Below are 25,031 nucleotides of genomic sequence, written 5' to 3' on the forward strand. Positions count from 1 at the left end.
TGGCTCTTTTATGAAAAACCCGACTCATCGCGAGACGGGTTTTTTGAATCACGGATCACGAAATTAGTCTACCTGCCAATCGATGGTTTTCTTTCTTCGACCATTTTCAGAATGAGATCCTGGATCTCCAACAGGCGGAAGGGTTTGGTGACATATTCATCGGCACCGGCTTCGATGCAGCGCTCGCGGTCTCCGGGCATGGCCAGGGCGGTGACCGCCACCACGGGAACAGAAGCCAGCCGATGGTCCGAAAGGAGGCGCAGACGGCGTGTGGTTTCGAGACCGTCCATCCCCGGCATTTGGATATCCATCAGGACGATATCCGGTTGAACATTGGAAATCTGGGTAAGGAAGTCCACGCCGCTTTTTACGGAGGCTATTTTGAGATTCTGTGTGCTCAGAAAATCGGCGAGCGTGCTAATGTTGATCTCATTGTCATCCACGATCATGACCGTGGCAATGGGAGCCTCTGAACTTATGTTTGGAGTGATGGTCTCTTCATTCGACTTTATCGGCTTTTGAATATGACGCAGTGCGGCTCGCAGGTCTGCCAGGCTAAAGAATTTGACAAGATAGCCATCTGCATGCAGTTCTGCCGCTTTCTGCTTGTCGTCATCCACCGAGGCGATGATGACGGGAATGTGCTGCGTGTTTCGGCTGGCTTTCAATTGCGAGAGCACTTCCCATCCTGAAATTTCAGGCAGATTTATATCGAGAAAGATCACATCCGGTTGCGTTTCGATTGCGCGTTCCACGGCGTCTTTTCCACTGGTGTGCAGGATGGGTGTAATGCCAAGAGAGCGGACATAACGGGCCAGATGTTCCGCATCTGCCATGGTGTCTTCGATGATCAGAACATGATGGAATATCGATTGCCGTGAGTCTTCAAGATCCTTTGCGGTTGAATCTGTTGGCATACAGGGCAGAGTTACCATAAAGCAGCTGCCTTCTCCAGCGGCACTGGTTACTTCGACACTCCCGCCATGTAATTCAACCAGCCGCTGAACGAGCGTCAATCCGAGCCCTGTGCCGCTTTGCTGCCTGGAAAGACTGCTATCCAGTTGAACGAACGGCTGGAAAAGTTTTTTCAGATCTTCTGATGATATGCCGATGCCTTGATCCCATATGGAAATGCGGGCAGTATGATCCTGTTCATTAGCGGTGACATCCAACCCGAGTCTGCCTTCTTCCGGTGTGAATTTGACCGAATTACTGAGCAGGTTGACAAGGATCTGTTTCAACCGCCGCGCATCACCCTTAACGTTGATATTGGCCGGGCTCATCGTGAAATTCACTGCCTGACGTTTTTTCGCCGCCATGCCCTTGGTGAGCTGGATGCTGCTCTGGCATATTTCATCGAGCGAGCAGGCTTCCATTTGCAGTTCGAGTTTCCCAGCCTCGATCTTGGAGACATCCAAAATATCATTGATCAGGTCCAGCAGGTGGCGTCCGCTGGCTTCGATATTGGCGAGCGTATTCTGCTGTTTTTCATTTATTGGGCCGTACACATTTATCTGTAATGCCTCGGAGAGCCCAAGGATGCCAGTCAGCGGAGTGCGCAGTTCATGGCTCATGCTGGCGAGGAATTCATCCTTCATGCGCATGGCGCGTGCCAGTTCGAGGTTTGCATTGCGCAAGGCTGCGTCCGCCGCTTTTTGATTGGTATTATCCAGCACGGTGGAACGGCTCATTATATAGTTGCCCTGCTCGTCATAAATGACGGTGCCATTCACCAAAACTGGGATGATGGTTCCATCTTTATGTACGAATTCGAGTTCAAGGTCTCGCACCCATCCGTGGCGTTTGAATTCGGGAAAGTTTTTCCTGAATTTATCCAGGCTTGCCGCAGTGTGAAAATTCATGATCGGATGTCCGATCATCTCTTCACGGGAATAGCCCAGCATATTCAACTCTGTCTGGTTGATCAGGGTCACGATGCCGTTCGCATCCAGCGAGTGATAGCCTGCAGGGGCGTTTTCGTATAGATCCTGCACTTCAGCGGTACGCTGCTTGACGCGCTCCTCCAATGTACGGTTTAGGTCCTGTAATTCCTGCTGAGCGGTCTTGAGGTCATCGATATCGGTCGAGTTGATCAGAACCTGCGTGACACTCCCCTCTTCATTGTGGATCGGCAAAACAGAAGTGCGATACCAGCGGGGCTTGCCCTGCACGATGCTGATGGATTCATAAACCTGGCCTTCATCATTTTGTATCACCTGTTTTATGCTTTCCATTTGTTTGGATGCAACCGTTTCCGGGAACAATTCATACATGGTTTTGCCGACCAGCTGATCGGTACTTCTACCCATTTGCCCGGCGGCCGTGTCGTTCATGTAAAGGAATTTTCCCTCACCATCCACACTGGCAACGACATTGTCAAGGCTTTCTATCAATACGCGATATTTCTCCTCGCTCTCGCGCAGGGCGTTCTCGGCTTTTTTACGCTCGGTAATATCGCGCCCATAAATTGCGACACGCCTGACCTGTCCATCGTTGTCAAAGATCGGATAGATGCTGTTTTCGAGCCAGATGTCAAGCCGCTTATCCTCGAAGATGACAGGCTTCCTCTCGTTGAAGACAATGTTCAGTTGCTTTTTTCTGGTTTTGGCAGTCTCCGGCGGAATAAGCGCATACATGTTTGTACCGATGATCTCTTCAACCTGCCTTCCAAGGCGGGCGGCGGTCGTCTCGTTGGAGGCAAGGATATTTCCATTGAAATCCATCAGAAATACCGATTCAGTGGAGGCATTCAAGATCGCCTGGGCGGTCTCATTGCTGTCGCGCAGAGCTTCCTCCGCCTGTTTGCGTTCGTTCAATTCGACCAGCATTTGAGTGTAGAGCATTGCATTCTGCTCGGCAGATGCGATATGCAGTGACAGCGATTCCAATAACTTTAACTGATTCTCGGTATAGGCATTCTGACGGTAACTCGCGATCTGGATCACCCCGCTGACCCTGCCACCGGATTTGAGCGGAACAATCAACGCCGAGCGCGTAACTTCATCTTCAGGTGGGTCGTCATGTACAATTTCATTGGTTTCGGCATCCACCTGATAAACATTTTTCGTGTTCTTTAGAAGTGTTTGATAATCATTGACGATCATGGCCTTGCCTGTGCGAATGACAAGGCTTTGTGTGCCTTTGCCTTCCTCCTCAAGCGGAATGGACGGAAATTCGCTGACATCCAGCCATTTGTTTTCCATCCAATAAGCGCGGCAGGTGATCACCTGTGTTTCATGATCGAATGCTGAAATGAACAGTGTGTCATTGGGAACGATCACGGTCATGAAATCACAGATCGTTTGATAGATCTCCTTCAAATCCAGAGTGCGATTAAGCTTCTGGCTTGCTTCATACAACAACTGAATCTGCTCGTTTTGCTGACGGGTCACCTCCTCTGACAATTTGCGCTCGGTAATGTCGCGGAAGTTGATCACGATTCCATCGATACCTGGCTCATCGAACATATTGGTGTATATGCTTTCGAGCCAGAGATAGGAACCGTTTTTGTGCAGGAAGCGATACTCCACGGTTTGTGGAATATCAGGCGCTTCGAGTAATTTGCCGCGCAGGTTTGCCAGCAGGTGCACATCCTCTGAGTGGACTTTTTCGCGGGATTGCGTGCCAACGATCTCTTCCGTGCTATATCCGAACATGCGATATGCTGACGGGCTGGCAAATATAAATACCCCATGACCATCCACCAGGGCAATTCCATCGGGGGCATGCTCGATCAGCGCCGCATTACGCTTTTCGATCGAACGAATGACCTCCTCTGCTTTTTTGCGTTCGGCAATGTTGCGGGATACACCATAAACTTCCAACCGGTTATTGTCCGGGTTGATCATATAGCGTGATGTTACCTCCGTCCACACGGTGGAACCATCTTTGCAGGTTTGTTCGAGCTCGTCGGTATATGCCTTTGAAACACCCTGGTGAAATTCTGCCAGCCGTTCCGGAGTGACCTGAGAAAGGCGCTGTGCGGATGCGAGGGTAAGGCTGTAAGCCATATCCTCGTTCAAGACTTCTTCCATGCGATAGCCCCGCATCTGTGCGACCGATGGACTGACATAGCGAAAACGGGAGGATTCCACATCCAGGATCCAGATGACGTCTGAAATGTTCTCTGCCAGTAAACGGTACTTTGACTCACTTTCACGCAGAGCTTCCTCGGCCTTTTTGCGGTCTGTGATGTCTTCAAACGTGGCAAATACTTGATATGGTTTTTGACCATCCCCGTTGAAACGTGGAAAGGCATTAATGTTGATCCAGCGATGCATTTCAAGAATGGGGTTATATATACCCATGATGGTATTGAATACAGGCTGGCCTGTGCGTAATGCAACCATGGCTGGATGCGTTACGCCCGGAAACTCTGAGCCATCTTCATGAATGGCTTTCCAACGTGGGTCAGTGGAGGTGTTCTCCCGCATTTGTTCCAGTGTTAATCCCAATATTTTTTTAGCAGCTGGATTGACGTGAATGATATGCCCATCACTGTCCTGGAAAACCACACCCTGCACCATGGTTTCGAATAACAGGCGGTGTTTTACCTCACTTTCCCGTAGTTGTTCAAAGGCTTGTTTGACTTCAGTAATATCAAGGACAGTGCCGGATATGAGGGTTAATTGACCCTGTTCATTCTTCATGGGTCGAATGGTGGCTTTGAAATGTCGCATCCCGTCCATGGCTGGTGTGGCACGGTATTCGATTGTTACATCCTGGCCGTTCTTCATCGCCATTTTTTCTGCATCCAGAAGTCGCTGGCGGTCGTCTGCGTGAACCATTTCCATGAATCTTGAAGGCGGCGGAATCCCCTGGGAGGGATCACATTGAAACAGATGGAACATTTCCTTCGACCATTGCAGGCCTGCGCCGTTTTGCGGGTCGAGTTCCCAACTGCCTAAATTGGCGATGGATTGCGCCATTTCAAGGCTGGCCTGGCTTGCCTGCAACATATCGTTGGTCCGCTTGAGAACGATGGCGTTGGCAACTTGCGACGAGACAAATTCGAGAATACGCTGTTCCCGCATCCCGTAAGCGCGGACATCTGTATAGTCTTGAACGGCCATCATGCCGATCGTTTGACCATAAGCGATTAGAGGCACACCCAGCCACACCATGGGTGGGATGCCGATGACCTCCATCCTGGAGTTTTCCTGTTCGGATGAATATAAAAATGAACTGCCTGTGCTCAATACGTGACTGGTCAGTCCTTTACCTAAAGGCATGGACTCACGCACTGTGTCTTTTTCATCCACAGAGTAAACGAAGTTCAATAGATTGTTGTCGCTCTTGTCGTATAAGGCAATGTAGAAGTTCCTTGCATTCATTACGATGGAAATGTTGCGATGGATCTCCGTGTAAAGATGCTGCAGGGAGGAGGTTTTTTGTGCAGCCTCTGCAATGTGATAAACGGTCTCCTGTAGAATGGCAGCCTGTTTACGCTCGGTAATGTCCTGTGTAATTCCCAGGGCGGATAACGGCATTCCGTTGGTATCAAATGTGATGCGGGCCTTGATACGCAGCCATCTCACTTCCCCGTTCAAAATAATTCGATGTTCAATATCGTATGGCGCGCCTTCCATTGCCGCGGCCCATGAGGATTGCATGTATTCACGGTCATCCGGGTGAATAACGTTCATCAATTCATCCCCTGAGTGAAGCCCTGGATCCCAGCCTACAAGGCGTGCGCCTTCCGGCGAGGCATCGAAGATGCCGGTTTGCAAGTCTGCTGTCCAACTTCCCAAATTAGCGATAGATTGGGATTCGTTCAGGAGATGAGTGCTTTCAAGCAGAACTTCCTCAATACGTTTGTGCTCAGAGATGTCCTTGTGTGTGCCGATCATCCGCAATGGCTTATGATCCACAGTCCATTCGATGACCTTGCCTCGATCCAATATCCATTTATAGTTGCCGTCTTTGCACAAGACACGATGCTCGCATTTATAAACCGGGGATTCACTGTCAAAATGTCTGGCGATCTGATCCAGTACCCCGGGCAGGTCATCTGGGTGGACGCGTCTTTTCCACTCGTCCAGCGTGTTGCCGATTTCATTGTCGGCATATCCCAGCATGGATTTCCATTGACTGGAAAAGAAGACATGGCCTGTTTGAACATTCCAATCCCATAGACCATCCCCGGCGCCTTCCAGTGCGAATTGCCAGCGCATTTCCGATTCGTGCAGGGTCTCGGCATTTTTTTTGCGTCTGGTAATATCCTGACAAATGCCAAATAGGATCTCGGGTTTGCCACTCTGATCTCTCTGGTACACGCGTTCACGCGCAGAGAACCACAATGTATTCCCGCTCTTCCCTTCTATTCGGTATTCAACCTCATGAATGGCATTGTCCTCGGCTTGAAGCATCCTGTTGATATGTTCAGACACCCCCGGCCTGTCTTCAGGATGAATTTTATTGAGAATTACGTCCGCACCTAACAGCTCGATCTCTTCGCTTGAGTATCCCAGCAGGTCTCCCAGCTCTCTATTGATATATAAATGACGGCGTTCCTGGGCATGATACAGATAAACCATATCCGGGATCATTCCAGTGATGGTTTCCAGTATCTTCTGTTTTTCGATCAATTGATTTTCCAGTTGACGGCATTCAGCGATGTTTTCTTTGCTTTGTTTTGGGCTGCCGAGTTGAGAGGTTGCATGTTCCAATTCCCCGATACGGTTTAGCGCCCATTCCAGTTCCTGCTCCAACTGTAATTTCGTCTTTTGCTTGGTCATGTATATCTCCCGTATGGTTCAACGACCTGTCATTTAATACTTTCCTGCTTTAAACTAATAAGACTTTAGTTTGAAATAACCATGGAGTTCGACGTTTATAAAATAATACTTGTTGATTTAATTGTCCATAAGTAAATATACTTAATTAACCAGTTTTATAACCCTGCAAGTTTGTATGGAAAAAATTAGTGGGTAACATCCCATCAATATATTGAGCTCTAGATAAAGCGAAACCCGCCTCAGGGGAGGCGGGTTTCGCTTTATCTTATTATTTCCTATTTTTTCAGCTTCTTTTCCAACTCCATCACTGTGAATACGATCACGCCCATGGATGCGGCGATGGCCAGGTCGCAGCCGCTCAAAGGAATCACCTCAAAGAAATGTGCCAGCGCAGGGACGTACATCACCATCATTTGCAGGACGACCACCAGCAAGCCCATGCCCGCCAGCAGCGGATTGCTCAACAGCCCCATTTTGAATAAGGACTCTTTCGATGAGCGTGAGGCAAATGCCTGAAAGACCTGCATGAAGGCCAGCGAAGTGAAGATCATCGTCTGCCATTCGGGGCGGCCTGTGAAGAAATACCACGAACCAAGCCCCAGCGCGAGCGCGCCGATCATCACACCGACCCAAATGGTTTGCGCACCTGCACCGCGTGAGAATACACCTTCGGTGGGAGAGTACGGTTTGCGCTTCATCGTATCGGGTTCGGGATTTTCCACACCCATGCCGAGGCCGAGCAAACCGTCGGTGAGCAGGTTCAGCCAGAGCAATTGCAAAGGCAGCAGCGGCAAGGGCTTACCCAAAAATGGAGCGATCAGCATCACCAATACCTTGCCGATGTTACCTGCCACACTGAAACGCACAAACTTACGGATGTTATCGTAGATTGTGCGGCCTTCTTTTACAGAGGCGACAATAGTCGCAAAGTTATCATCCAATAGAACGAGATCAGAGGCTTCCTTGGAAACATCCGTGCCCGTGATACCCATTGCCACGCCGATATCTGCTTTACGCAGAGCGGGTGCGTCGTTCACACCATCCCCTGTCATCGAAACGATGTGGCCGTTTTCCTGCAGGGCTTGTACGATGCGCAGTTTGTGCTCGGGCGCAACACGGGCAAATACATTGACTTCATCTACAACACTTCTCAATTCATTGGGCGAGAGATTCTCGATCTCCACACCTGTCAATGCGCGGCCGTTTTCTGTGATGCCCAACTGACGTGCGATCTCGATTGCCGTCAACGGATGGTCACCGGTGATCATCACCGGGCGGATGCCCGCCGCACGGCAGATCGCCACGGCCTCCTGCACTTCGCCGCGCGGCGGATCGATCATGCCGAACAGACCAACGAAGGTCAGATTTTGTTCAAGGTCGGTTTGAATGACTTCGGGGATGGAATTCATCAGGCGGAAGGCGATGCCAAGCACGCGCATCCCTTTTTTTGCGAGACGTTCATTCGCCGCCTCTATCTTGGACTTCCAGCCTGAATCAAGAACTTGAGATTTTCCTTCCGACCAGATATGGCTGGTGATATCCAGCATGCCATCCACGCCGCCTTTGGTGAAGGCAATATAACGATGGTCACCGATATCCAGCCCTGCCAACACGGTCGGGTCATATTGACCGAGATGATGGACGGTGGTCATGCGCTTGCGTTCCGAATCAAAAGGAAGTTCGGCAGCACGCGGGAAGGATGGGTCAAGGGAATTTTTCCAGTAGCCCATTTTGGCGGCGGCTACAACCAGCGCGCCTTCGGTGGGGTCACCGAGTGTGTGGAAGCGGTCATCACCTGTGTCGATGAGTTTTGAGTCGTTGCAAAGCGCGCCGCCGATCACTGCCAGCGACAGAGAAGATTGGACCGGCGTACCCAGCCCACGGGTGGCGCGAAGCGTTCCGTCGCGTTCGATCTCTTCGGTCAAATCCAGCGCATGGTCTGCCACATCGAGCACAACGACCGTCATCCTGTTTTCTGTGAGTGTGCCTGTTTTATCCGAGCAAATGACCGTGACCGAGCCAAGCGTTTCCACAGCGGGAAGTTTGCGGATGAGCGCGTTGCGTTGCAACATGCGTTGTGCGCCGAGCGCAAGCGTGATGGTGACCACGGCGGGTAAGCCTTCGGGGACGATGGCTACTGCCACACTGACGGCTGTGAGCAGCATGTGACGAAGTTCATCGCCGCGCAACAGGCCGAGAATTAAGATGAGGATGGCGATGCCTGTGCCGATGAGTGCGAGGTTTTTGCCAAGCGCGTCGAGACGGCGTTGCAGTGGAGTGTTTTCCTGCTGCACCTTTTGAATGAGATCGGCGATCTTGCCAAGCTCGGTCTGCATGCCTGTTGCGATGACGAGGGCGAGTCCGCGCCCCTGTGTGACGATGGTTCCCATGTAGCTCATATTGCGTCGGTCGCCCAGCGGAAGATTGAGCGAGGGATCGTTCGAGAGGGCGGAGGTGTGTTTTTCGATGGCTTCGGATTCGCCCGTGAGTGCGGCTTCCTGAATGCGCAAATTGACCGCTTCAAGCAGACGTAAATCGGCGGGGATAACATTGCCCGTTTCAAGCTGAATGATATCGCCCGGCACGAGTTGATTCGCGGCGACCTCTTTTAAATTTCCATCACGCAGTACGCGCACATTCGGCACCGACATTTTCTTGAGCGCGGCAATGGCTTGCTCTGCACGATATTCCTGCACAAATCCGAGGACTGCATACAACGCCACAATGGCTAAGATGGAGATGGTGTTTTTGTAATCGCCGAGTAACCCCGCCAGTACTGCGGCCGCGATGAGGATCAACACCATCGTGGCGGTGAGCTGTGCCCACAGAATCTGCCAGGGAGTGCGTCCGCCGCGTTCGATTAGTTCGTTCAGTCCGTACTGCGTGCGGCGTGCCGATGATTCTGATTCGGTTAGACCGCTCTGTGAGTCTGAGTTTAAGTTTGAGAGACTTTCCTGAATGCCAAGCAAATGCCAATTCATTATTCGTTATCCATTCTCTTTGTTTTCATCCATGCCAGCGCAGGGATGTGCGCCCGATATTGATAGGCAACGTATGCGCCCACGGTGAACAACCCCAGCGAGAGTACCAGCGGAAGGTGTTCTTTGATGGCTTCACTGACCAGCATCCATTCGTGGCCAAGTACATAGCCCGCACCGATGAGAAGTGTACACCAAATATAGGCGCCGATGAAGGTGGCGGCGAAGAACTTGAAAAAGGAAATCTTTGCCAGCCCCGCCGGAATGCTGATCAAAGTGCGGATTCCGGGGATAACGCGCCCGATCAACACCAACCCGGATCCCCATTTTTGCATTTGTTCCTCGGCTTTGTTGATGAGCGTGGGGTCGATGCGGAGGATTTTCGCGAAGCGGTCAATGACAGGCCGTCCGCCCAGCCGCGCCACCCAATAGGTGATGGACGCACCGATGGCACTTCCCAGCCCGGCATACAGGCCCGCGACTAGGACGAAAGACGGTGCAATGCCATGCCGCTCGATGAGCATCCATCCTGCGAAAGCAAGAATGATCTCGCTGGGCGTGATGCCGGTGGCGTTTTCGAACACCATCAAGCCGAATACGCCCGCCCAGCCAAACTGGTCGAAAATGCTTTGTAATGCGGAAAGGATTGTTGTTTCGATTTGGTCAAGCATGGTTACCTCTGTTTTTTTCATATCCTGTAGGTGGTTTCGGTACGCCGCTTCGCGGCTACTCAACCACCGGGTTTCAAATAAATAAAAAGACCATCGCCAAAAGATTTGACGATGGTCTTGCCTTTAACAGAACAGCCGGGAAATGATTTCCGTATTGACGACTGTGCTACCCGGATACCCGGGTGGCTACTCCCCATCGGAGTAAGTCAGAGTATACAGAAGATGCGCGATTTGTGGTTAAGAATCTTCTTATCTGTGCTTTCAATTGCAATCACATCGGCGCAACGATCGCTCGCGAGGCCCTTAACGCGGAGCGGATCATCAAATACTCGGTGATGTTCTCGGCGGTGACGATTCCCACCAACTGCCCGCCGTGTGTGACGGGCAGGGCAGGCACGCCGGATTCTTGAATCCGCATTAGGGCGTTCTCCACCATTTCATAGGAATCCACTTCGGGGAGATCCCGTTTCATCACGGCAGAGATGGCAATGCCCTCTCCATGCTGGGTGAGGGCCGTAATGAAATCATTACGGGTCACGATACCAACGATGCGGTCATCCTCAACCACGGGGAAATCGTGTTGTGAGCCAGCCAGTAGCAACTGTGACATGCGCGAGAGCGGATCACGCGGCGAAAGGCTTTTGTACTCGGTCAGCATTGCACGGCCCACTGGGATTCCGCTGATGGCGTTCTTCATTTGAGTTGCGCTTGATTCCTGTGAAGCGCCGATCCAAATGAAGAAGGCGATGAACAACAGCGAGGCATTGCCAAACAACCCAACCAGACCGAATAACAGCGCCAAACCCTGGCCGATGGAGGCGGCGATCTGCGTGGCGCGGACGTAATCCATGCGCATGGCGAGCAAGGCTCGCAGCACACGTCCACCGTCCATGGGGAAGGCGGGGATAAGGTTGAAAAGCACCAGGGTGATATTCACCGTCATTAGCCTTTCGAGGAAGCTACCCGAGGCCACGGTCAACTCACTAAGCGGCACCAGGCTCGAGGTCAAATAAAGATACGCAAATAATCCAGCCGCAATGACCACATTGACGGCGGGTCCCATCAGCGCGACCCATAATTCCTCGATCGGTTTCTCGGGCATGCGCTCCAAACGCGCCACACCGCCGATGGGGTAAAGGGTGATATCGCGGGTCTTGATCCCGTATTTGCGCGCCGTGAGGGCGTGCCCATATTCATGCAGCACAACACACGCAAAAAGCGCGAGGATGAAGAGAATACCGCTGAACACTTCACCCCAGTTTTGATTCTCAAGCCAGTGACTATAGCCAACCCATGCGATCAGAAGCAGGAAGGTGGCGTGCACATAAACGTCGATACCTGCAAATTTTCCTAATTTCCATTGCCATTTCATGATTCAACTCCTTTTGAAGTTAAATTGATTGTACAGGGAATTTATTAGAAAAATGTTATAAATATTCTCTCAAAATCTATCAGGATGAAAAAAACGCTTCGCCCCTGCTGAAACCTGCCTCTGTTTCAAGCCACATTCCCTCCCCGAAAAAAAGAAGGGATACCCATAAGTATCCCTTCTTTCATCTTTATTCTTCTCTTTCTACTTTACCAACCCCAGCTTCTTTCCCGCCACGCCGATGATATCCATCGCGCGTTCGATCTCGCTGGGTTCGTGCGCCGCAGTGACGGTGGCGCGCAGACGGGCGAGCCCTTCCTGTACAGCGGGTGAAACGACGGGCAGAACGAAGACATCGTTGTGCTGACATTCGCGGGTCATGGCGAAAGCCATATCATCTTCGCCGCACAGCACGGGGACGATGGCGGTTTCGGTCAGCAGGGTATCGAATCCAAGACTCTTCAACCCGCCGATGAATTGTTTCGTGTTTTGATTCAAACGCTCAAGGCGCCACGGTTCATCCAAAATGACTTTGAAGGCTTCATTGGCGGCGGCGGCTTGCGCAGGCGGCAGCGCGGCAGAGAAAATGTATGCGCGGCTCGAATGACGCAGGTAGGTGATGATCTCCTGCTTTGCGGCCACATATCCACCCACCGAAGGGATGGTCTTGCTGAGCGTGCCCATTTTGATATCGATCTCGCCGTACAGGTTGAAATGTTCTTCGATGCCTGTGCCTTTTTCACCGAGCACACCCAGCGAGTGGGCTTCGTCGATCATCAGCCAGGCGTTGTATTTTTTGCAAAGCTCAACCACCTTGGGCAGGTCGATGATATCGCCGTCCATGCTGAAAACCGAATCCGCGATGACAAGTTTGGCTACATCGGAAGGCGCATTCTTGAGCAAGCCTTCGAGATGCTCCATATCATTGTGGCGGAAACGGCGGAATTCCGCACCAGACATGAGACAGCCGTCCACGATGGAGGCATGATTGATCTTGTCTGAGAACACATAATCGCCGCGCCCCATCATGGTGGAGATGACGGTCAGGTTTGTGGCATAGCCCGAGGTATAGGTGATGGCGGCTTCTGCGTGTTTGAAATTGGCGATGGTCTCTTCCAATTCAGTATGAATGGTGAGCGTGCCAGCCAGTGTACGCACGCCGTTCGTGCCCGTGCCGAATTTGTCCACAGCTTTTTTGGCGGCTTCGTTAATGCGCGGATGACCGACCAGCCCCAGGTAGCTGTAGGAGGCGTACATTCCCATCTCGCGCCCGCGGACGAGCACCTTGTTACCGGGCAGCATTTCTTCCACAGGCTGGTTGTAAAAATAAAGATCGTGGGTCTTGAGATTATGAATGCGATCCGTCATTGCCTTAATGCGGCGGGTAACGGCATCGTTTGTATTGTTGAAATCCATGTGGGGCCTCCAAAAAAGAATGTTGCAAGTTTAGTCGAGTGGAAAGTTTCTGTCTAGCAGAATGTGAAGATGGGCAGGGTTGAAGGACGAGGGATAAAGGATGAAGGATGAAAAAATCTCGACAGATTGTCGAGACCTTTTTACTTTCCACTTTTTACTTTTTCCCTACCCGCCTGCGAGTTTCCTCAACTCGGCCTCGTCAATTACCTTCACACCCAGCGATTGCGCCTTATCCAGTTTGGAGCCGGGCGCTTCACCAAGCACAAGGTAGCTGGTCTTTTTGCTGATGCTGTCGGTCACCTTGCCGCCGTTGCTTTCAATGAATTCCTTTACACCATCGCGTGACAGTGTGGGCAGTGTGCCCGTCACCACGAAGGTCAAACCTGTAAAGGCTCCTTCTTTCTTCTTTTCATTTTTCTTCATCTCCGGCCAGACCCCTGCCGCGTTTAGTTTTTTCAACAGCTTTTGATTGGCGTTTTGTTCGAACCAATCCACAATGGATTCGGCGATATTGGGTCCTAGCCCGTCCATTTGTTGAAGTTCATCGGCAGATGCTTTTGATAATGCGGATAGATTTCCGAAGGTGCGGGCCAAATCCCCTGCCATGACTTCACCCACGCCGTGGATTCCCAACGCTGCAATCAATCGATTCAAACTCTGACCTTTGGCCTGCTCAATCGACTTAAGCAGATTCTCCGCCTTTTTTTCTGCGAAGCCTTCCAATTCGAGCAGTTGTTCCTTTTTGAGCGAGAACAAGTCGGCAACATCTTTGACTAACCCAGCTTCGATCAATTGTTCAACGATCTTGATGCCCAGTCCGACAATGTCCATTGCGCCGCGTGAGACGAAATGCTCCACGTTGCGGACAAGCTGTGCCGGGCACGCGGCATTGACGCAGTACCACGCCACCTCGCCTTCGAAATGCTCAACCTCCTGTCCACATGCGGGACATTTTGAGGGCGGCTTATATTTCTTCTCTTTGCCAGTGCGTGCATCCACGATGGGGCCGATGACGTAGGGAATCACTTCGCCCGCACGCTTTATTAGCACGCGGTCCCCCGCGCGGATATCCTTCTCGGCGATGTAATCGAAATTGTGCAGGGTTGCTCTTTCCACCACTACGCCGCCGATCTCGACAGGTTCGAGCATGGCATAAGGAGTCAACACGCCGGTGCGCCCCACTGCCACGCCGATATCATTCAATGTAGTGGTCACTTCGCGTGCAGGGAATTTAAAAGCCACCGCGCCGCGCGGATCCTTGCCGACGAAACCCAGGTCAGCGGCGAGGGTCAAGTCGTCGATTTTTATGACCATACCGTCGGCTTCGTAAGGAAGCGCTTTCCGTCCCGTGCTGAAGGTTTCAGTGTAGGCGATCGCTGATTCAAGGTCATTGAATCGGCGCGCAATGTCGGTGACGGGGAACCCGAGCGCTTTGAGATATTCCAAAATTTCCCATTGCGATGTGGGAACTTTGCCGCCTTCGGAATGGACGATCTGATACACAAGCAGCGTGATCGGACGCGAAGCGGTCAACACAGGGTCAAGCTGGCGCAGCGATCCTGCGGCAGTATTGCGCGGGTTGAGATAGGTCTTTTCGCCCGCTTCTTCCAGTTTTTTATTTAACGCTTCGAATTCCTTGTTCGGGATAAAAGCCTCGCCGCGAACCACAAGGTACTTTGGCAATTGGTAATTGGTAATTGATGACTGCTTGCTTTTCGCTGATAACTGTTCGCTGCCCACTGGAATCTTTAGCGGTATTGCCCGTACCGTGCGCAGATTCGATGTGATGTCTTCGCCCACTTCGCCGTCACCACGGGTTGCGCCTTGCACGAACAATCCATCGCGATAATGCAGCACAACGGATAACCCGTCTATTTTCGGTTCGACGACGAATTTGGCGTTCTCCACGCGGTCATCAAGCTTTTTGACTCGTTCGAACCATGCGCGGGCATCGTCTGCGCCGAAGGCGTTGGCCAGGCTGAGAATGGGTGCGGGGTGGCGAATTTTCTCGAAACGGTCAGCAGGCCGGGCACCGGCGCGCTGCGTGGGGCTGTCGGGCGTGATCCAGTCTGGGTGGTCTGCTTCGAGTTTCTTGAGTTCATTTAACAGGCGGTCGTATTCCAGATCGCTGATTACCGGCGCATCCAACACATGGTAACGATAATTGTGGAAGTTGACCTGCGCTTTAAGTTCTTCGTATCGGGAGGATGAAAGGGTTGCCATGCCTGCATTATAGCCGAATCAAAACCCGCCTGAATTATCAGGCGGGCTGGGATTTTATTCAATTTTTTTCCAGATATCCGAAGGTGGACGATTTAGCGGGCGCGTCATTGCGGTGAGTCGAGATTCGTAAAAAGTCTCTTCGGCATTCGAGAATCTTGAAACTGCAAACAGATTTCGCGCCACAAGAATATCCGCGATTTTTTTTGTCTCTTCGCGGGTGAATTCCAGTTTTTCCTGAAATTCGGTCAGGCTGAAACGGCCAAGTCGGATGACATAATTCAATGCTGAACGTAGTGGTTCTGAAAATGACACGACATCGGAAGGTCGGATATCCTCCGTGCCTGCTTCAAGTTCCTTGATCGCTATTTCAAATGGGTTTTCGTTCATGGCGCATTTGAGAGATAGCTAGGCTTTGAGTTGATCCACCAGTTTGCGCAGCCCCTTGGTTATGGGATGATCCGGGAAACGAATGGCGAAAATTCCCGAACTTGCCAGTGTCATCATCTCGTCTGAATGGGGGAGGACTGCGGCGACGGTGGCGTCATATGTCTGTTCCACGCGTGTGCGGACGTCTTCAAGATCGAACTGGGGGGGAACCTTGTTCACCAGCATCAACATCTTGGGGACATCGAGTTTGCGGGCCACATCCACCGTAACGGCTGTGCCCTGATAATCCTGTGAATCGGGGCGCAGAATGATGACCAACGCATTGGAAATGGCGATGGAAAGCAGGGTCTCTTCATTCAAACCGGGGTGGGTATCGATGAGCAGATAATCGAGTTTGAGCTTTTCGACGACATCGCGAAATCCGTCATTGAGCAGACCTACATCGTAACCTTCGCGCAGAATGCGGGCGATCTCGCCAGGCTTAATGCTGGAAGGGATGAGGAAGATCTGGCCTTTGACCTCGGCGCCCAGGTGCGCGGCGACATCGTGCGCAGCTTCTTCAATGGCGCACTTGCCCCACAGATAATCGTTCAGGGAGTGAACCATTTCCGATTCGTCGAGATTGAACAGGACGTGAATGCCGGGTGATTGAATATCGGTATCCACCACGCCGACGCGTGCCCCGTCTGCCGCCAGTAAGGCGGCAATATTTGCGGTAGTGTTCGACTTGCCTGTCCCGCCGCGGAATGAATGTATTGAAATAATTGTTGACATCTTCCCTCTCCAGTAATAGGGTTTGAAAGCAATGGCTGAAATCTTTGTTGATTATAGTCCAACCGGGTAAAAATTAGAAACTAAAACCAGCTGCATCGGCAGTTTAGCCGTTATTTTTGGGCTTCTTTTGCACCAGTTCATAAAGCGCCATGGGTGCGCTTTTGCCTTTAAGCGAGGCTTCACCGAGCGATATGCACTCGTATTTCAATTCGATGGCTTTTTGCACGCTCTCGGAAATGACGATCTGATTCTTTTGAGCGCGGTTCATGAGACGCGCCGTGGTGTTGACGGTATCGCCGAGCACGTTGTATTCGCGTCGTCCACGCGGGTCGCCGATCTCCCCAACGAAGGCAGGCCCGGAATGAATCCCGATCAGGCAATAGATTTCGGGTTGGAAATTCCCAATGGTGGGGGGCTTGATATTCATGATGATGTCACGGATCGCAACTGCTGCGGAGGCGGCGCGCATTTCATCGTTGGTGTGGGCTGTGGGCACGCCAAAGTAAATGACGATATCCGAACCAGAGAGATGATAGGTCACCTTTTTCAACATGCCGCCGCGCGATTCAACCACTGCATTGATCAGGGAAAACGCCTTGGAAAAACTTGTGGAAAGTTTTGTTTCCTCGCCGGGCAGGGCGCGGTCTGCGGCTTCCGGCAGGCCGACAAAGTTAATGAACATGATCGTTGGTTTGGGGAAATCGGGGTCGATCTTTCTTTGTGCTGCGCTTTCCACCAAAAGGGACAGGACCGGGAACGGCAGGAAGCTCGCCATCGGTTCGATGGAATTGGTCAGGTCGGTGATTTCCTTTAATACCGATTGTTTATCGCGATCGATCAATGTGCTGCTGGCCATGCGTCGGCTGACCGGTGTGATCTCGTATTCCCCGAGCACTTCATCGGCCAGGTCATCTTCCACCAGCATGTAATATTGATCTTGATCCTTGCTGTCTTCCACTTTTTCACCCTGCTCAAAGCGGAACTGGTCAATGACCCGTTCATAGGACGTGGGGGTCAGGTTGACGCGTTCATTGCGTCCCTTGCTCTCTGCCAGTTTGGCTTTTTGCACATCCTTGCCGAGCAGCACATGTTCCATGCGGCGCGGTGTGCCGATATCCGCCGTCAGGAACCTGCCGGTGTGAATACCGATGCGCATTTTCAAGGTAACGATCCCGGCGGATGTCTCGATCTGTGCGAATTCCTTCATTGCCCGCTGCATGCGCAACCCGGCGCGGACGGCATGCAGGGTGTCATCGTTGCGGTCACGTTTTGGGAATACGATTAGCAAGGCATCGCCTGTGAACTCAACCAAGTCGCCGCCCGATTTGCTGATGACTGCGATCATTGCGGAAAAATATTTTGTCAATTGCTTCAAAAGGTCCGCCGCACCCTCGCGCCCTTTTGTGGAATTGGCTTCCATAAGTTTGGTGAAGCCCGCCAGGTCAGTGAACATCATGGTTCCGTATTGCCATTCGGTTTTGATGTTGCCCGGCTTCATTGCCTGAGATGATATTTGACGCGGGGAATAATCGTGCAAAATGCGCTGCAAGGTCCGCAAGTGTTTGTGGACTTCGATCATCATTTCCACCGACGGATTGGTCCACATGGATGCATACATTTCCGCGGGGAGCAGGTACCTTAATCGGCTTTCGATGGCGGCAAGCGGTGATTCAGGAAGCATGGAGAAAATTATAACTTGATTTAACGGCGCGAAATTGTTGGTGATTGCAAAATGCCCCCGATAATCGAATGACCCATATGGAATGGGTTATTTTTTGTTGCGCGATTGATCACGTAACTGATTGGCTTTGTCTTTCAGTTCCTGAAAATAACGGGTCTCGGTGATCTCCGCCACCTGACGGGTACGGCGCGATTCGTTGATCTCGATCTTCAGCTTGGCGATCTCCTGCCGCAGCGATGCTTCGCGGATATATCCATCCAATGCGGCGGTTGCCAGCAAGACCAGCGCCTCCAGCACATCGTCGTCCTTGAATGGGATGATCTCGCCGGTGTCTGCGTTCTTTGCGTTGATTAGTTGTAGCACCCCAATAACTTTGTTGTCCGTATTTTCGAGCGGAATGGCCAAAAAGGATTTGGAACGATATTTTGTGCGGGCATCGAATGCCTTGGTGCCAGAGAAGTCAAACCCATCGGCTTCGTAAGCATCGGCGATGTTGATCCGTTTGTGAGTCAACGCGGCATGCGAAACCACATTTGCCCGATTTTCGCTGCCGTCGGGTTTATAAAGTTTTACAGGATAAAAGGGGATCTCCGCACCGCTGGTTCCACCCATGGCCATATCCAGCGAGGTGTTTCTGAGGATTACGAATTTGAGTGCATTATCTTCGAGAATGTACAGTGTGCCTGCGTCAGCGTTCGTGAAGAATTGCGCCTCCACGACGAGGGTCTCAAGCAAACGGTTGTAATCTTTTTCGGCGGACAATGCCACGCCGATCGGAATGACCTTTCGAAGCAGGCGCAATTGATGGTCCCGAATGGAAACGTTGCGCGCCATCGCATCCAACATGTGTGCCAGTTGCCCCAGTTCGCCGCTGTCATGTTCCAAATCACTTAAAAGACCAGGGACATAATTTCCCGCCTCTACAGCGCGGACAGCGTTCATGATTCGTTTAAGTGGAGATGATGGGCTGATCAAGGTTGGATTTGACATGCAGTTTCCTGTGCGTTGAAAAGTATACCACTAAGGAATATTGGGCTAAAAAAACGACCCTGCCATCAAATGACAGGGTCGTTGCAGTGATTGTGCTGATTATACTGTGGGTGTTTTCAAATACTTGATCAGAGCCGCGATGCTCAAGCCGATCAGGGTAAGAACGGCAAGTGGGACCAACCAAAGGAAGGACATGCCGAATCCCATTCCACCGCGCATGGGCCAGAAGCCATAATTGTTCATCATCGAAATGTTGCCGTGCCCCATCATGCCAAAGCCTGCGGATGGGAATATCGCTTGCCAAAGTGAAGGCAGGAAGAATAGTACGATCAAGCCGAGGGTGATTCCGACCCCTGTAATCCATTTATTTTTTGTAGACATGGTGATCTCCTTTATTGATTCCATCTTAGCGGCTGAGTATGAAGAACCTGTAAAGAAAACAAAAACATCCATTAAAACTTTGGGATATACTTCCCGCATGCCACGTCCAAACATCGGAATCTTCGGCGGCACATTCGACCCGCCTCACATCGGCCACCTAGTCCTTGCAAGCGAGGCCGTTCAACAATTGAATCTTTCGCGTTTGCTTTGGGTCCTTGCGCCCGAGCCTCCACATAAATTGGAGCAACCCATCACGCCGCTCCCGCATCGCCTGGAGATGCTGAAGCGGACCATCGCGAATAACCCGTCTTTTGAAATTTCGCGGATCGAGATCGACCGCCCCGGCCCGCACTACAGTGTAGATACCGTGCGATTGTTTGCCGAGCAGCATCCAGATGCGGATATCATCCTTTTGCTTGGCGGTGATTCCTTGCGGGATCTACCAACCTGGCGACTCAATACGGAACTGGTAGCTGCTGTTTCCAAAATCGGTGTGATGCGCCGCCCAGACGTTTCTTTCGACATGCCCGCCCTCGAAGCGCAGATTCCCGGATTGACTGAAAAGGTCTGGTTCATTGATGCGCTTCTTCAAAATGTATCTTCGCGTGAGATACGCCGCCGTGCCGCCAGCGGGGAAACTTATCGGTATTACGTGCTTCCATCTGTTTATGATTACATCGAGTCGAATCGCCTGTATGGAAGATGATCTCCTTCTCAAAAAAAAGCGCAAGGTCTCAAAATTTATTTGAGACCTTGCGCTTTTTGGTTGATTTTTAAAAAAACGAACTATAAAGCCCGTGTCAGTTTTGCTCTCATTACATATTTGTTCTGAGCGCCGAAGCGGTATTTATATTCCTCGTCGCCGCGCATGAAATCGAATTCACTGCGTCCGTTTTGACAGCACCACTCTAAAATGTAGGCAAGCAAGACCCAGCCGGGGGAAAGGTCCATGTAGGCGCGGTTGACGCCTGCATTGTAGCCCCATAATTTATTGTTGTAATCAAAGTTGAGCGCCGCCGCAATGCGTTGACCATCCGCTTCGAGGAAGGCCAGCCAGAGCCAGCCGTTTTTGTGCGCGGTGCGGATGACATCGCGCATTTGAGCGCGCATCGGTTCGTGGAGAAAGCTCGCCTTGTTTTGGTCCTGCTCCATCAGGCTGATGAATGAATCGATCTCGGCTTCCACATCGGCCATGTCTGAAATGGACCAGCGCACGCCGCGTTCGCTTTCTTCGGCGCGGCGCACTTTGCGGCGGATTTCGTGGCGCTGTTTTTTTTCCACACGTGAAAGATATTCTTCGAAACTGCCATTCAGCGCAATGCGCGGGGTGGGGCGATACATTTCTTCGTGATGTGCCCATCCGCGTGCAGTAGATTCGGCTTTGAGAGCAGCGAGGGTGGGGGATGAATCGGGGAGGTTGTACCAATCGAGGCCGTGCCAGCTGGCGGGTCCGCCCTGAGCCGTGTTGATGGGGAGGACAGCGAGAAAATCCAGCAATCCCGAAACGAAAGGTGTGTGGTCATCCATGCCCACGATCAAGTCGAGGTAATCGGAAATTTCGATGCTTCCATTTAATAGAAGCGCAGGTTGACCGTCGTATTCTGAAAGGAAAAGGGGTGCGATGCCGATGAGTTTTTCATCTTCGCGCGCGCTGACCAAAACCAGACTGGCATTCGGCCATTCGCCGCCGCCGCGATGTTCCCACCAGGAGCGTTGATATTCGTGACGCAAGAACGGAGTGTCTGTTATCGAACGCGATAATAGATCGTTCCATTCCTGCGGATCGATCTCTGAAAAATCGTTGTGAAGGGTGTATTTCATAGCGGCAAATTTTACCAGTATAATGATGACGAAGTGTATTCTGTGGATGGTGGAACGCATCCTTATGGATATGCAATCAGGATATATTCTTACATGCCTCTCGATTTAACCCTAGCTCCCCTATATCGAATTAACGGACAGGATATTGCCAGCCTGCCTGGTTTGCTTGCGCTGAATCCGCCGCGAAATGCGGCGCGCGGCCGCGAAAAAGACCGCCTGATCGTTTATTTGCTGTTGACTGGTAATGCTGTTTTTTCTACCAGTGAATATTTGCAGGTGGCGCAGGATGCCGCCAATGCTTATTATCACACCACGGGCGCGCTCACAGGTTCATTGCGGGCTGCGTCCGACCTTATCAATAAAAAATTGCTTGATCGCAACATGGCATCCAGCGCACGCGGACAGTATGTCATTGGCTGGCTTACGCTTGCGGTGCTGCGTGATACGCAGTGTACGCTTTCAATGAGCGGCCCCATGCATACCTATTGGTTCGGTCATGAAGAGACGCGTCACATTCATGAACCTGCCTCTTCGGGCAAGGGCCTGGGTGCGAGTCAGACCCTCAACATTCATTATGCTCAACTTAACATCAATGCGGGCGATCGTTTACTCTTTTTAGGAAGAGCACCCGATGCCTGGGATAGCACGCTGAATGATCCTGCGCCATCTTCTTTGGATGCCATGCGCCGCAGGCTCACCACGCTTACCAGTGTGGATCTGAATGCCGTGATCATGCAGGTAACGAACGGTGCAGGCAATTTGAAATTATTGGATGGAACGCTCGATACCAAAGCTGGAAAAAAAGAGGATGTGACCCCGCCTCAAACGACCCCGAGCCTGCCACATGCTGAAGAAGCATTGTCCACGCCTCAGCAGGTTGACTCTGCCAGCGTGTCTTCAACCCCGCTTCAAGAAAATGAGCCCGAGGCCGTTGTTGAGCCTGCGGCGCATGTTTTGCAGCCTTCCGCTTATGCCATCCCACTGCAACATGAAGAAGTGACATCACAGAATAAAGTTGCGGCGAGTTTGCCGCGCAACACAGCCCCGCGCGATTTTCCCGCTTCCATCCCGAGAATTCAGCCATCGCAATCCGTCGTGGGGGATCCCGCCATTGCTGTGGAAGAAGATGAACTCCCCGACATCAATAATGAAGAAGATGAAGTGGAAACGGCAAAGGTGGTGGAGCCTGTCAAAATAGTAGAGCCTGAAGCTCCGCGCGAACCATCCGAAATGACTCGTCAAACGGCGAAGGTTTTGGCAACGAGCATCCAATCCACGCGGCGCATTAACCAAACCATCGGCGAAAAATTACGCAACTTCCTGCCGCGCCTGCTTCCAAATACCGAAGCGGGAGATTCGTTTGCACCTTCCAGTTTTTCCATGTTTGCCATTGCCATCGGAGTGCCTTTGATGGTGGTCGTGATGCTGTTCGTGGTGTATGTGCAATACGGACGCACCCCTCAATACGAGATCTTTCTCGGGCAGGCCCAGGAAATGAGTGCGCAAGCCTCCGCGCTCTCGAACCCGATCGAACAGCGCGAATCATGGAAGAATGTTTTGTTGTATGTGGATAAAGCCGAAAATATTTACCGCCCCACTTCAGATACCATCACGCTGCGGGAACAGGCGGAGGTCAATCTCGATAAATTGCTGGGCATCACGCGTATGCCGTTCAACCCCGCATTCAGTGTCAACCTCGGTATCGATGTCAGCCGCATGGCCGCCAGTGAAACGGATTTGTTCCTGCTGAATGCCGCCAATGGCGAAGCGCTCCGCGCCGTGCCAGCCAGCAACAGGCGCGGGTTTGAATTGGATACCACATTCAATTGCAAGCCGGGTCTGTATGGAAGTTATACCGTTGGTCCGCTGGTGGATATCCTGACCATGCCCACGCTCAACTCGATCAACGCGACCCTGCTTGGTGTGGATGCGGCTGGGAATCTTTTGTACTGTGCGCCGGGGCAGGTGGCCCAGGCCATTCCGTTGCCGCCGCCGGATACAAATTGGGGACGCGTGACCGCTTTCATTTTGGATAGCGGCAATCTGTATGTGCTTGATTCGTCCGCGCGTGCGGTGTGGGTTTACACCGGCAGAGACGGGACCTTCGTCGACCGTCCATATTTCTTCTTCGGCGGGCAAACCCCCGAGAAACAGGATGTGATCGACCTCATCGTCTCTGGCGATGACCTGTACATGCTGCATTCTGATGGACATCTTTCCACCTGCTCATACAGCCGAATCGAATCGGTGCCCACGCGCTGCCAGGATCCGTCGCCGCTGATCAACACTATTGCGGCGTATCAGGATACAGATTTATTTGGAACCGCGCATTTCACACAGATCCTGTTGACCGCATTGCCGAATCAATCCATCCTGTTATTGGATGCAGATACGCAAGGCGTGTTGCGTTTTACACCGCGTTCACTTGAACTTCAAAGCCAGCTGCGTCCCACCACGGGGGCTTCAAATCCAGTTCCATCAGGCCCAGTCGGCGCGATTGCGGTTGGACCCAATCATGTGTTATATCTTGCTGTGAATGGGCAGATCTATTTTGCGACCGACATGCCGTAATGAATGGCGTTCGAGCCTCATCCATAATCAGGAGAACTTATGACGAATTTTTTCAGCGCACTCTCCAACCTTTTTAAACCTGCCCAGCCCAAATACCCGCCAGACAGCGCAACCGAACCCGCGCAGATCACGCAGAGTAAAGTGCTGGTGATCGTGTTTGACCCTGTCATGGATAAGGCTACGGGTGTGACGCTTTCGCAGCGGCAAAAATGGTATCGCCCTGCTGATCTGATCACTGGTTTTATGGCGGATATGCTGCAGGTCAGCGGCGGGATGGCGCGCTATCAGATCGTCCAACGTGTGGATGTGGATGAATTCCCTGCCAAGACTGATGGCTTTCGCTACAACCCGCAAACGTATCTGGATGTGCTGCATGGGGTCACTTCACCGCATGTGCCGCAGGAAGTGAATTACAACGCCATCATCACCAAATACAACATCCTGCAACGCGTGGCAAAAGGTGAAATTGACGAGGTCTGGATCTTTGGCTTTCCGCATGCGGGCTTTTACGAATCAACAATGGGCGGACCAGGCGCCTTTTGGTGCAATGCCCCCCATTAAAGAACACAGAAGCCAGCAAACGCCGTTTTGTGGTGATGGGGTTTTCCTATGAAAGATACATTGGCGAGATGCACGAGTCTTACGGCCATCGCGCTGAATCGATCATGGAAAAGACATTCTCCAAATTGAGCGGTGGTGCGAATCTGTGGAAACGCTTTATTCAATATGAAAAGACTTCGCCGGGCAAGGCGGCCTGCGGCAATATCCACTTTGCCCCCAACAGCCAGTCGGATTATGATTGGAACAACCCCAATCCTGTGCAGAGCGAGTGCTATGATTGGCAGTTGAATTTCCCCAATTTCAAGGGGGATGTGCGGACGGTAGGTCCCTCCGAGTGGGGTGGTGGGGATATCCGCGCACATCACAAGTGGTGGTTCAATCATTTCCCGAGGGTGGCGGGCCGAAAAAACGGGATCCACAATAACTGGTGGCAGTATGTGGTCAGCCCGCAACAGGTAATCTTATAACATC

16 protein-coding genes are annotated in these 25,031 nt (G+C 51.7%); 4 read left to right on the top strand and 12 right to left on the bottom strand.

Annotated elements, in window-relative coordinates:
• Positions 1-68 precede the first annotated feature (68 nt).
• From IPI86_RS07095 to IPI86_RS07145, 11 genes are all read right to left on the bottom strand, one after another.
• On the bottom strand, positions 69-6,737 hold the full coding sequence (locus IPI86_RS07095; protein WP_345297295.1) for a PAS domain S-box protein: 6,669 nt from the start codon (positions 6,735-6,737) through the stop codon (positions 69-71).
• A gap of 275 nt (positions 6,738-7,012) precedes the next feature.
• Entirely contained in the window at positions 7,013-9,718 is a 2,706-nt protein-coding gene (locus IPI86_RS07100; protein ID WP_345297296.1) for a cation-translocating P-type ATPase, read from the bottom strand.
• On the bottom strand, positions 9,718-10,386 hold the full coding sequence (locus IPI86_RS07105; protein WP_345297297.1) for a DedA family protein: 669 nt from the start codon (positions 10,384-10,386) through the stop codon (positions 9,718-9,720). The genes IPI86_RS07100 and IPI86_RS07105 overlap by 1 nt, the downstream gene beginning before the upstream one ends.
• A gap of 271 nt (positions 10,387-10,657) precedes the next feature.
• Positions 10,658-11,758: a site-2 protease family protein gene (locus IPI86_RS07110; RefSeq protein WP_345297298.1), complete on the bottom strand. Its 1,101-nt coding sequence runs from the start codon at positions 11,756-11,758 to the stop codon at positions 10,658-10,660.
• A gap of 201 nt (positions 11,759-11,959) precedes the next feature.
• Complete coding sequence (locus IPI86_RS07115; RefSeq protein WP_345297299.1) at positions 11,960-13,171, bottom strand: aminotransferase class I/II-fold pyridoxal phosphate-dependent enzyme; 1,212 nt, start codon at positions 13,169-13,171, stop codon at positions 11,960-11,962.
• Between the two features lie 165 nt (positions 13,172-13,336).
• Positions 13,337-15,394, bottom strand: a complete 2,058-nt coding sequence (gene ligA / locus IPI86_RS07120) for an NAD-dependent DNA ligase LigA (protein ID WP_345297300.1) — start codon at positions 15,392-15,394, stop codon at positions 13,337-13,339.
• A gap of 54 nt (positions 15,395-15,448) precedes the next feature.
• Complete coding sequence (locus IPI86_RS07125) at positions 15,449-15,781, bottom strand: hypothetical protein (protein WP_345297301.1); 333 nt, start codon at positions 15,779-15,781, stop codon at positions 15,449-15,451.
• Positions 15,782-15,799: 18 nt separating this feature from the next.
• A complete protein-coding gene (locus IPI86_RS07130) occupies positions 15,800-16,555 on the bottom strand; it encodes a MinD/ParA family protein (RefSeq protein WP_345297302.1) in 756 nt (251 codons plus the stop codon).
• 103 nt (positions 16,556-16,658) lie between these two features.
• Positions 16,659-18,236, bottom strand: coding sequence for an adenylate/guanylate cyclase domain-containing protein (locus IPI86_RS07135; protein WP_345297303.1), 1,578 nt, complete (start codon positions 18,234-18,236; stop codon positions 16,659-16,661).
• Between the two features lie 87 nt (positions 18,237-18,323).
• Positions 18,324-19,226 carry a GAF domain-containing protein gene (locus IPI86_RS07140; RefSeq protein ID WP_345297304.1) on the bottom strand — a complete coding sequence of 301 codons (903 nt, stop codon included), beginning with the start codon at positions 19,224-19,226 and terminating at the stop codon, positions 18,324-18,326.
• A gap of 99 nt (positions 19,227-19,325) precedes the next feature.
• Positions 19,326-19,607, bottom strand: coding sequence for a hypothetical protein (locus IPI86_RS07145; RefSeq protein WP_345297305.1), 282 nt, complete (start codon positions 19,605-19,607; stop codon positions 19,326-19,328).
• Between the two features lie 97 nt (positions 19,608-19,704).
• Between IPI86_RS07145 and nadD the strand changes: the two genes are divergently transcribed.
• On the top strand, positions 19,705-20,313 hold the full coding sequence (gene nadD, locus IPI86_RS07150; RefSeq protein ID WP_345297306.1) for a nicotinate-nucleotide adenylyltransferase: 609 nt from the start codon (positions 19,705-19,707) through the stop codon (positions 20,311-20,313).
• Between the two features lie 80 nt (positions 20,314-20,393).
• Here nadD and IPI86_RS07155 read toward each other — a convergent pair whose 3' ends face one another.
• Positions 20,394-21,428 (bottom strand): GNAT family N-acetyltransferase, encoded by a 1,035-nt coding sequence (locus IPI86_RS07155; RefSeq protein WP_345297307.1) that lies wholly within the window; start codon positions 21,426-21,428, stop codon positions 20,394-20,396.
• Between the two features lie 93 nt (positions 21,429-21,521).
• Here IPI86_RS07155 and IPI86_RS07160 point away from each other — a divergent pair, with 93 nt between their 5' ends.
• Genes IPI86_RS07160 through IPI86_RS07170 form a run of 3 tightly spaced genes read left to right on the top strand, consistent with a single transcriptional unit; the run spans position 21,522 to position 25,027 of the window.
• The gene (locus IPI86_RS07160; protein ID WP_345297308.1) at positions 21,522-23,999 is read left to right on the top strand and encodes a hypothetical protein; all 2,478 of its coding nucleotides are present in this window, start codon (positions 21,522-21,524) and stop codon (positions 23,997-23,999) included.
• Between the two features lie 39 nt (positions 24,000-24,038).
• On the top strand, positions 24,039-24,560 hold the full coding sequence (locus tag IPI86_RS07165; RefSeq protein WP_345297309.1) for a hypothetical protein: 522 nt from the start codon (positions 24,039-24,041) through the stop codon (positions 24,558-24,560).
• Positions 24,542-25,027, top strand: a complete 486-nt coding sequence (locus tag IPI86_RS07170; protein ID WP_345297310.1) for a hypothetical protein — start codon at positions 24,542-24,544, stop codon at positions 25,025-25,027. The genes IPI86_RS07165 and IPI86_RS07170 overlap by 19 nt, the downstream gene beginning before the upstream one ends.
• The last annotated feature ends 4 nt before the right edge of the window (positions 25,028-25,031 follow it).

It is taken from the genome of Candidatus Villigracilis affinis, assembly GCF_016705895.1.
GTDB lineage: Bacteria > Chloroflexota > Anaerolineae > Anaerolineales > Villigracilaceae > Villigracilis > Villigracilis affinis.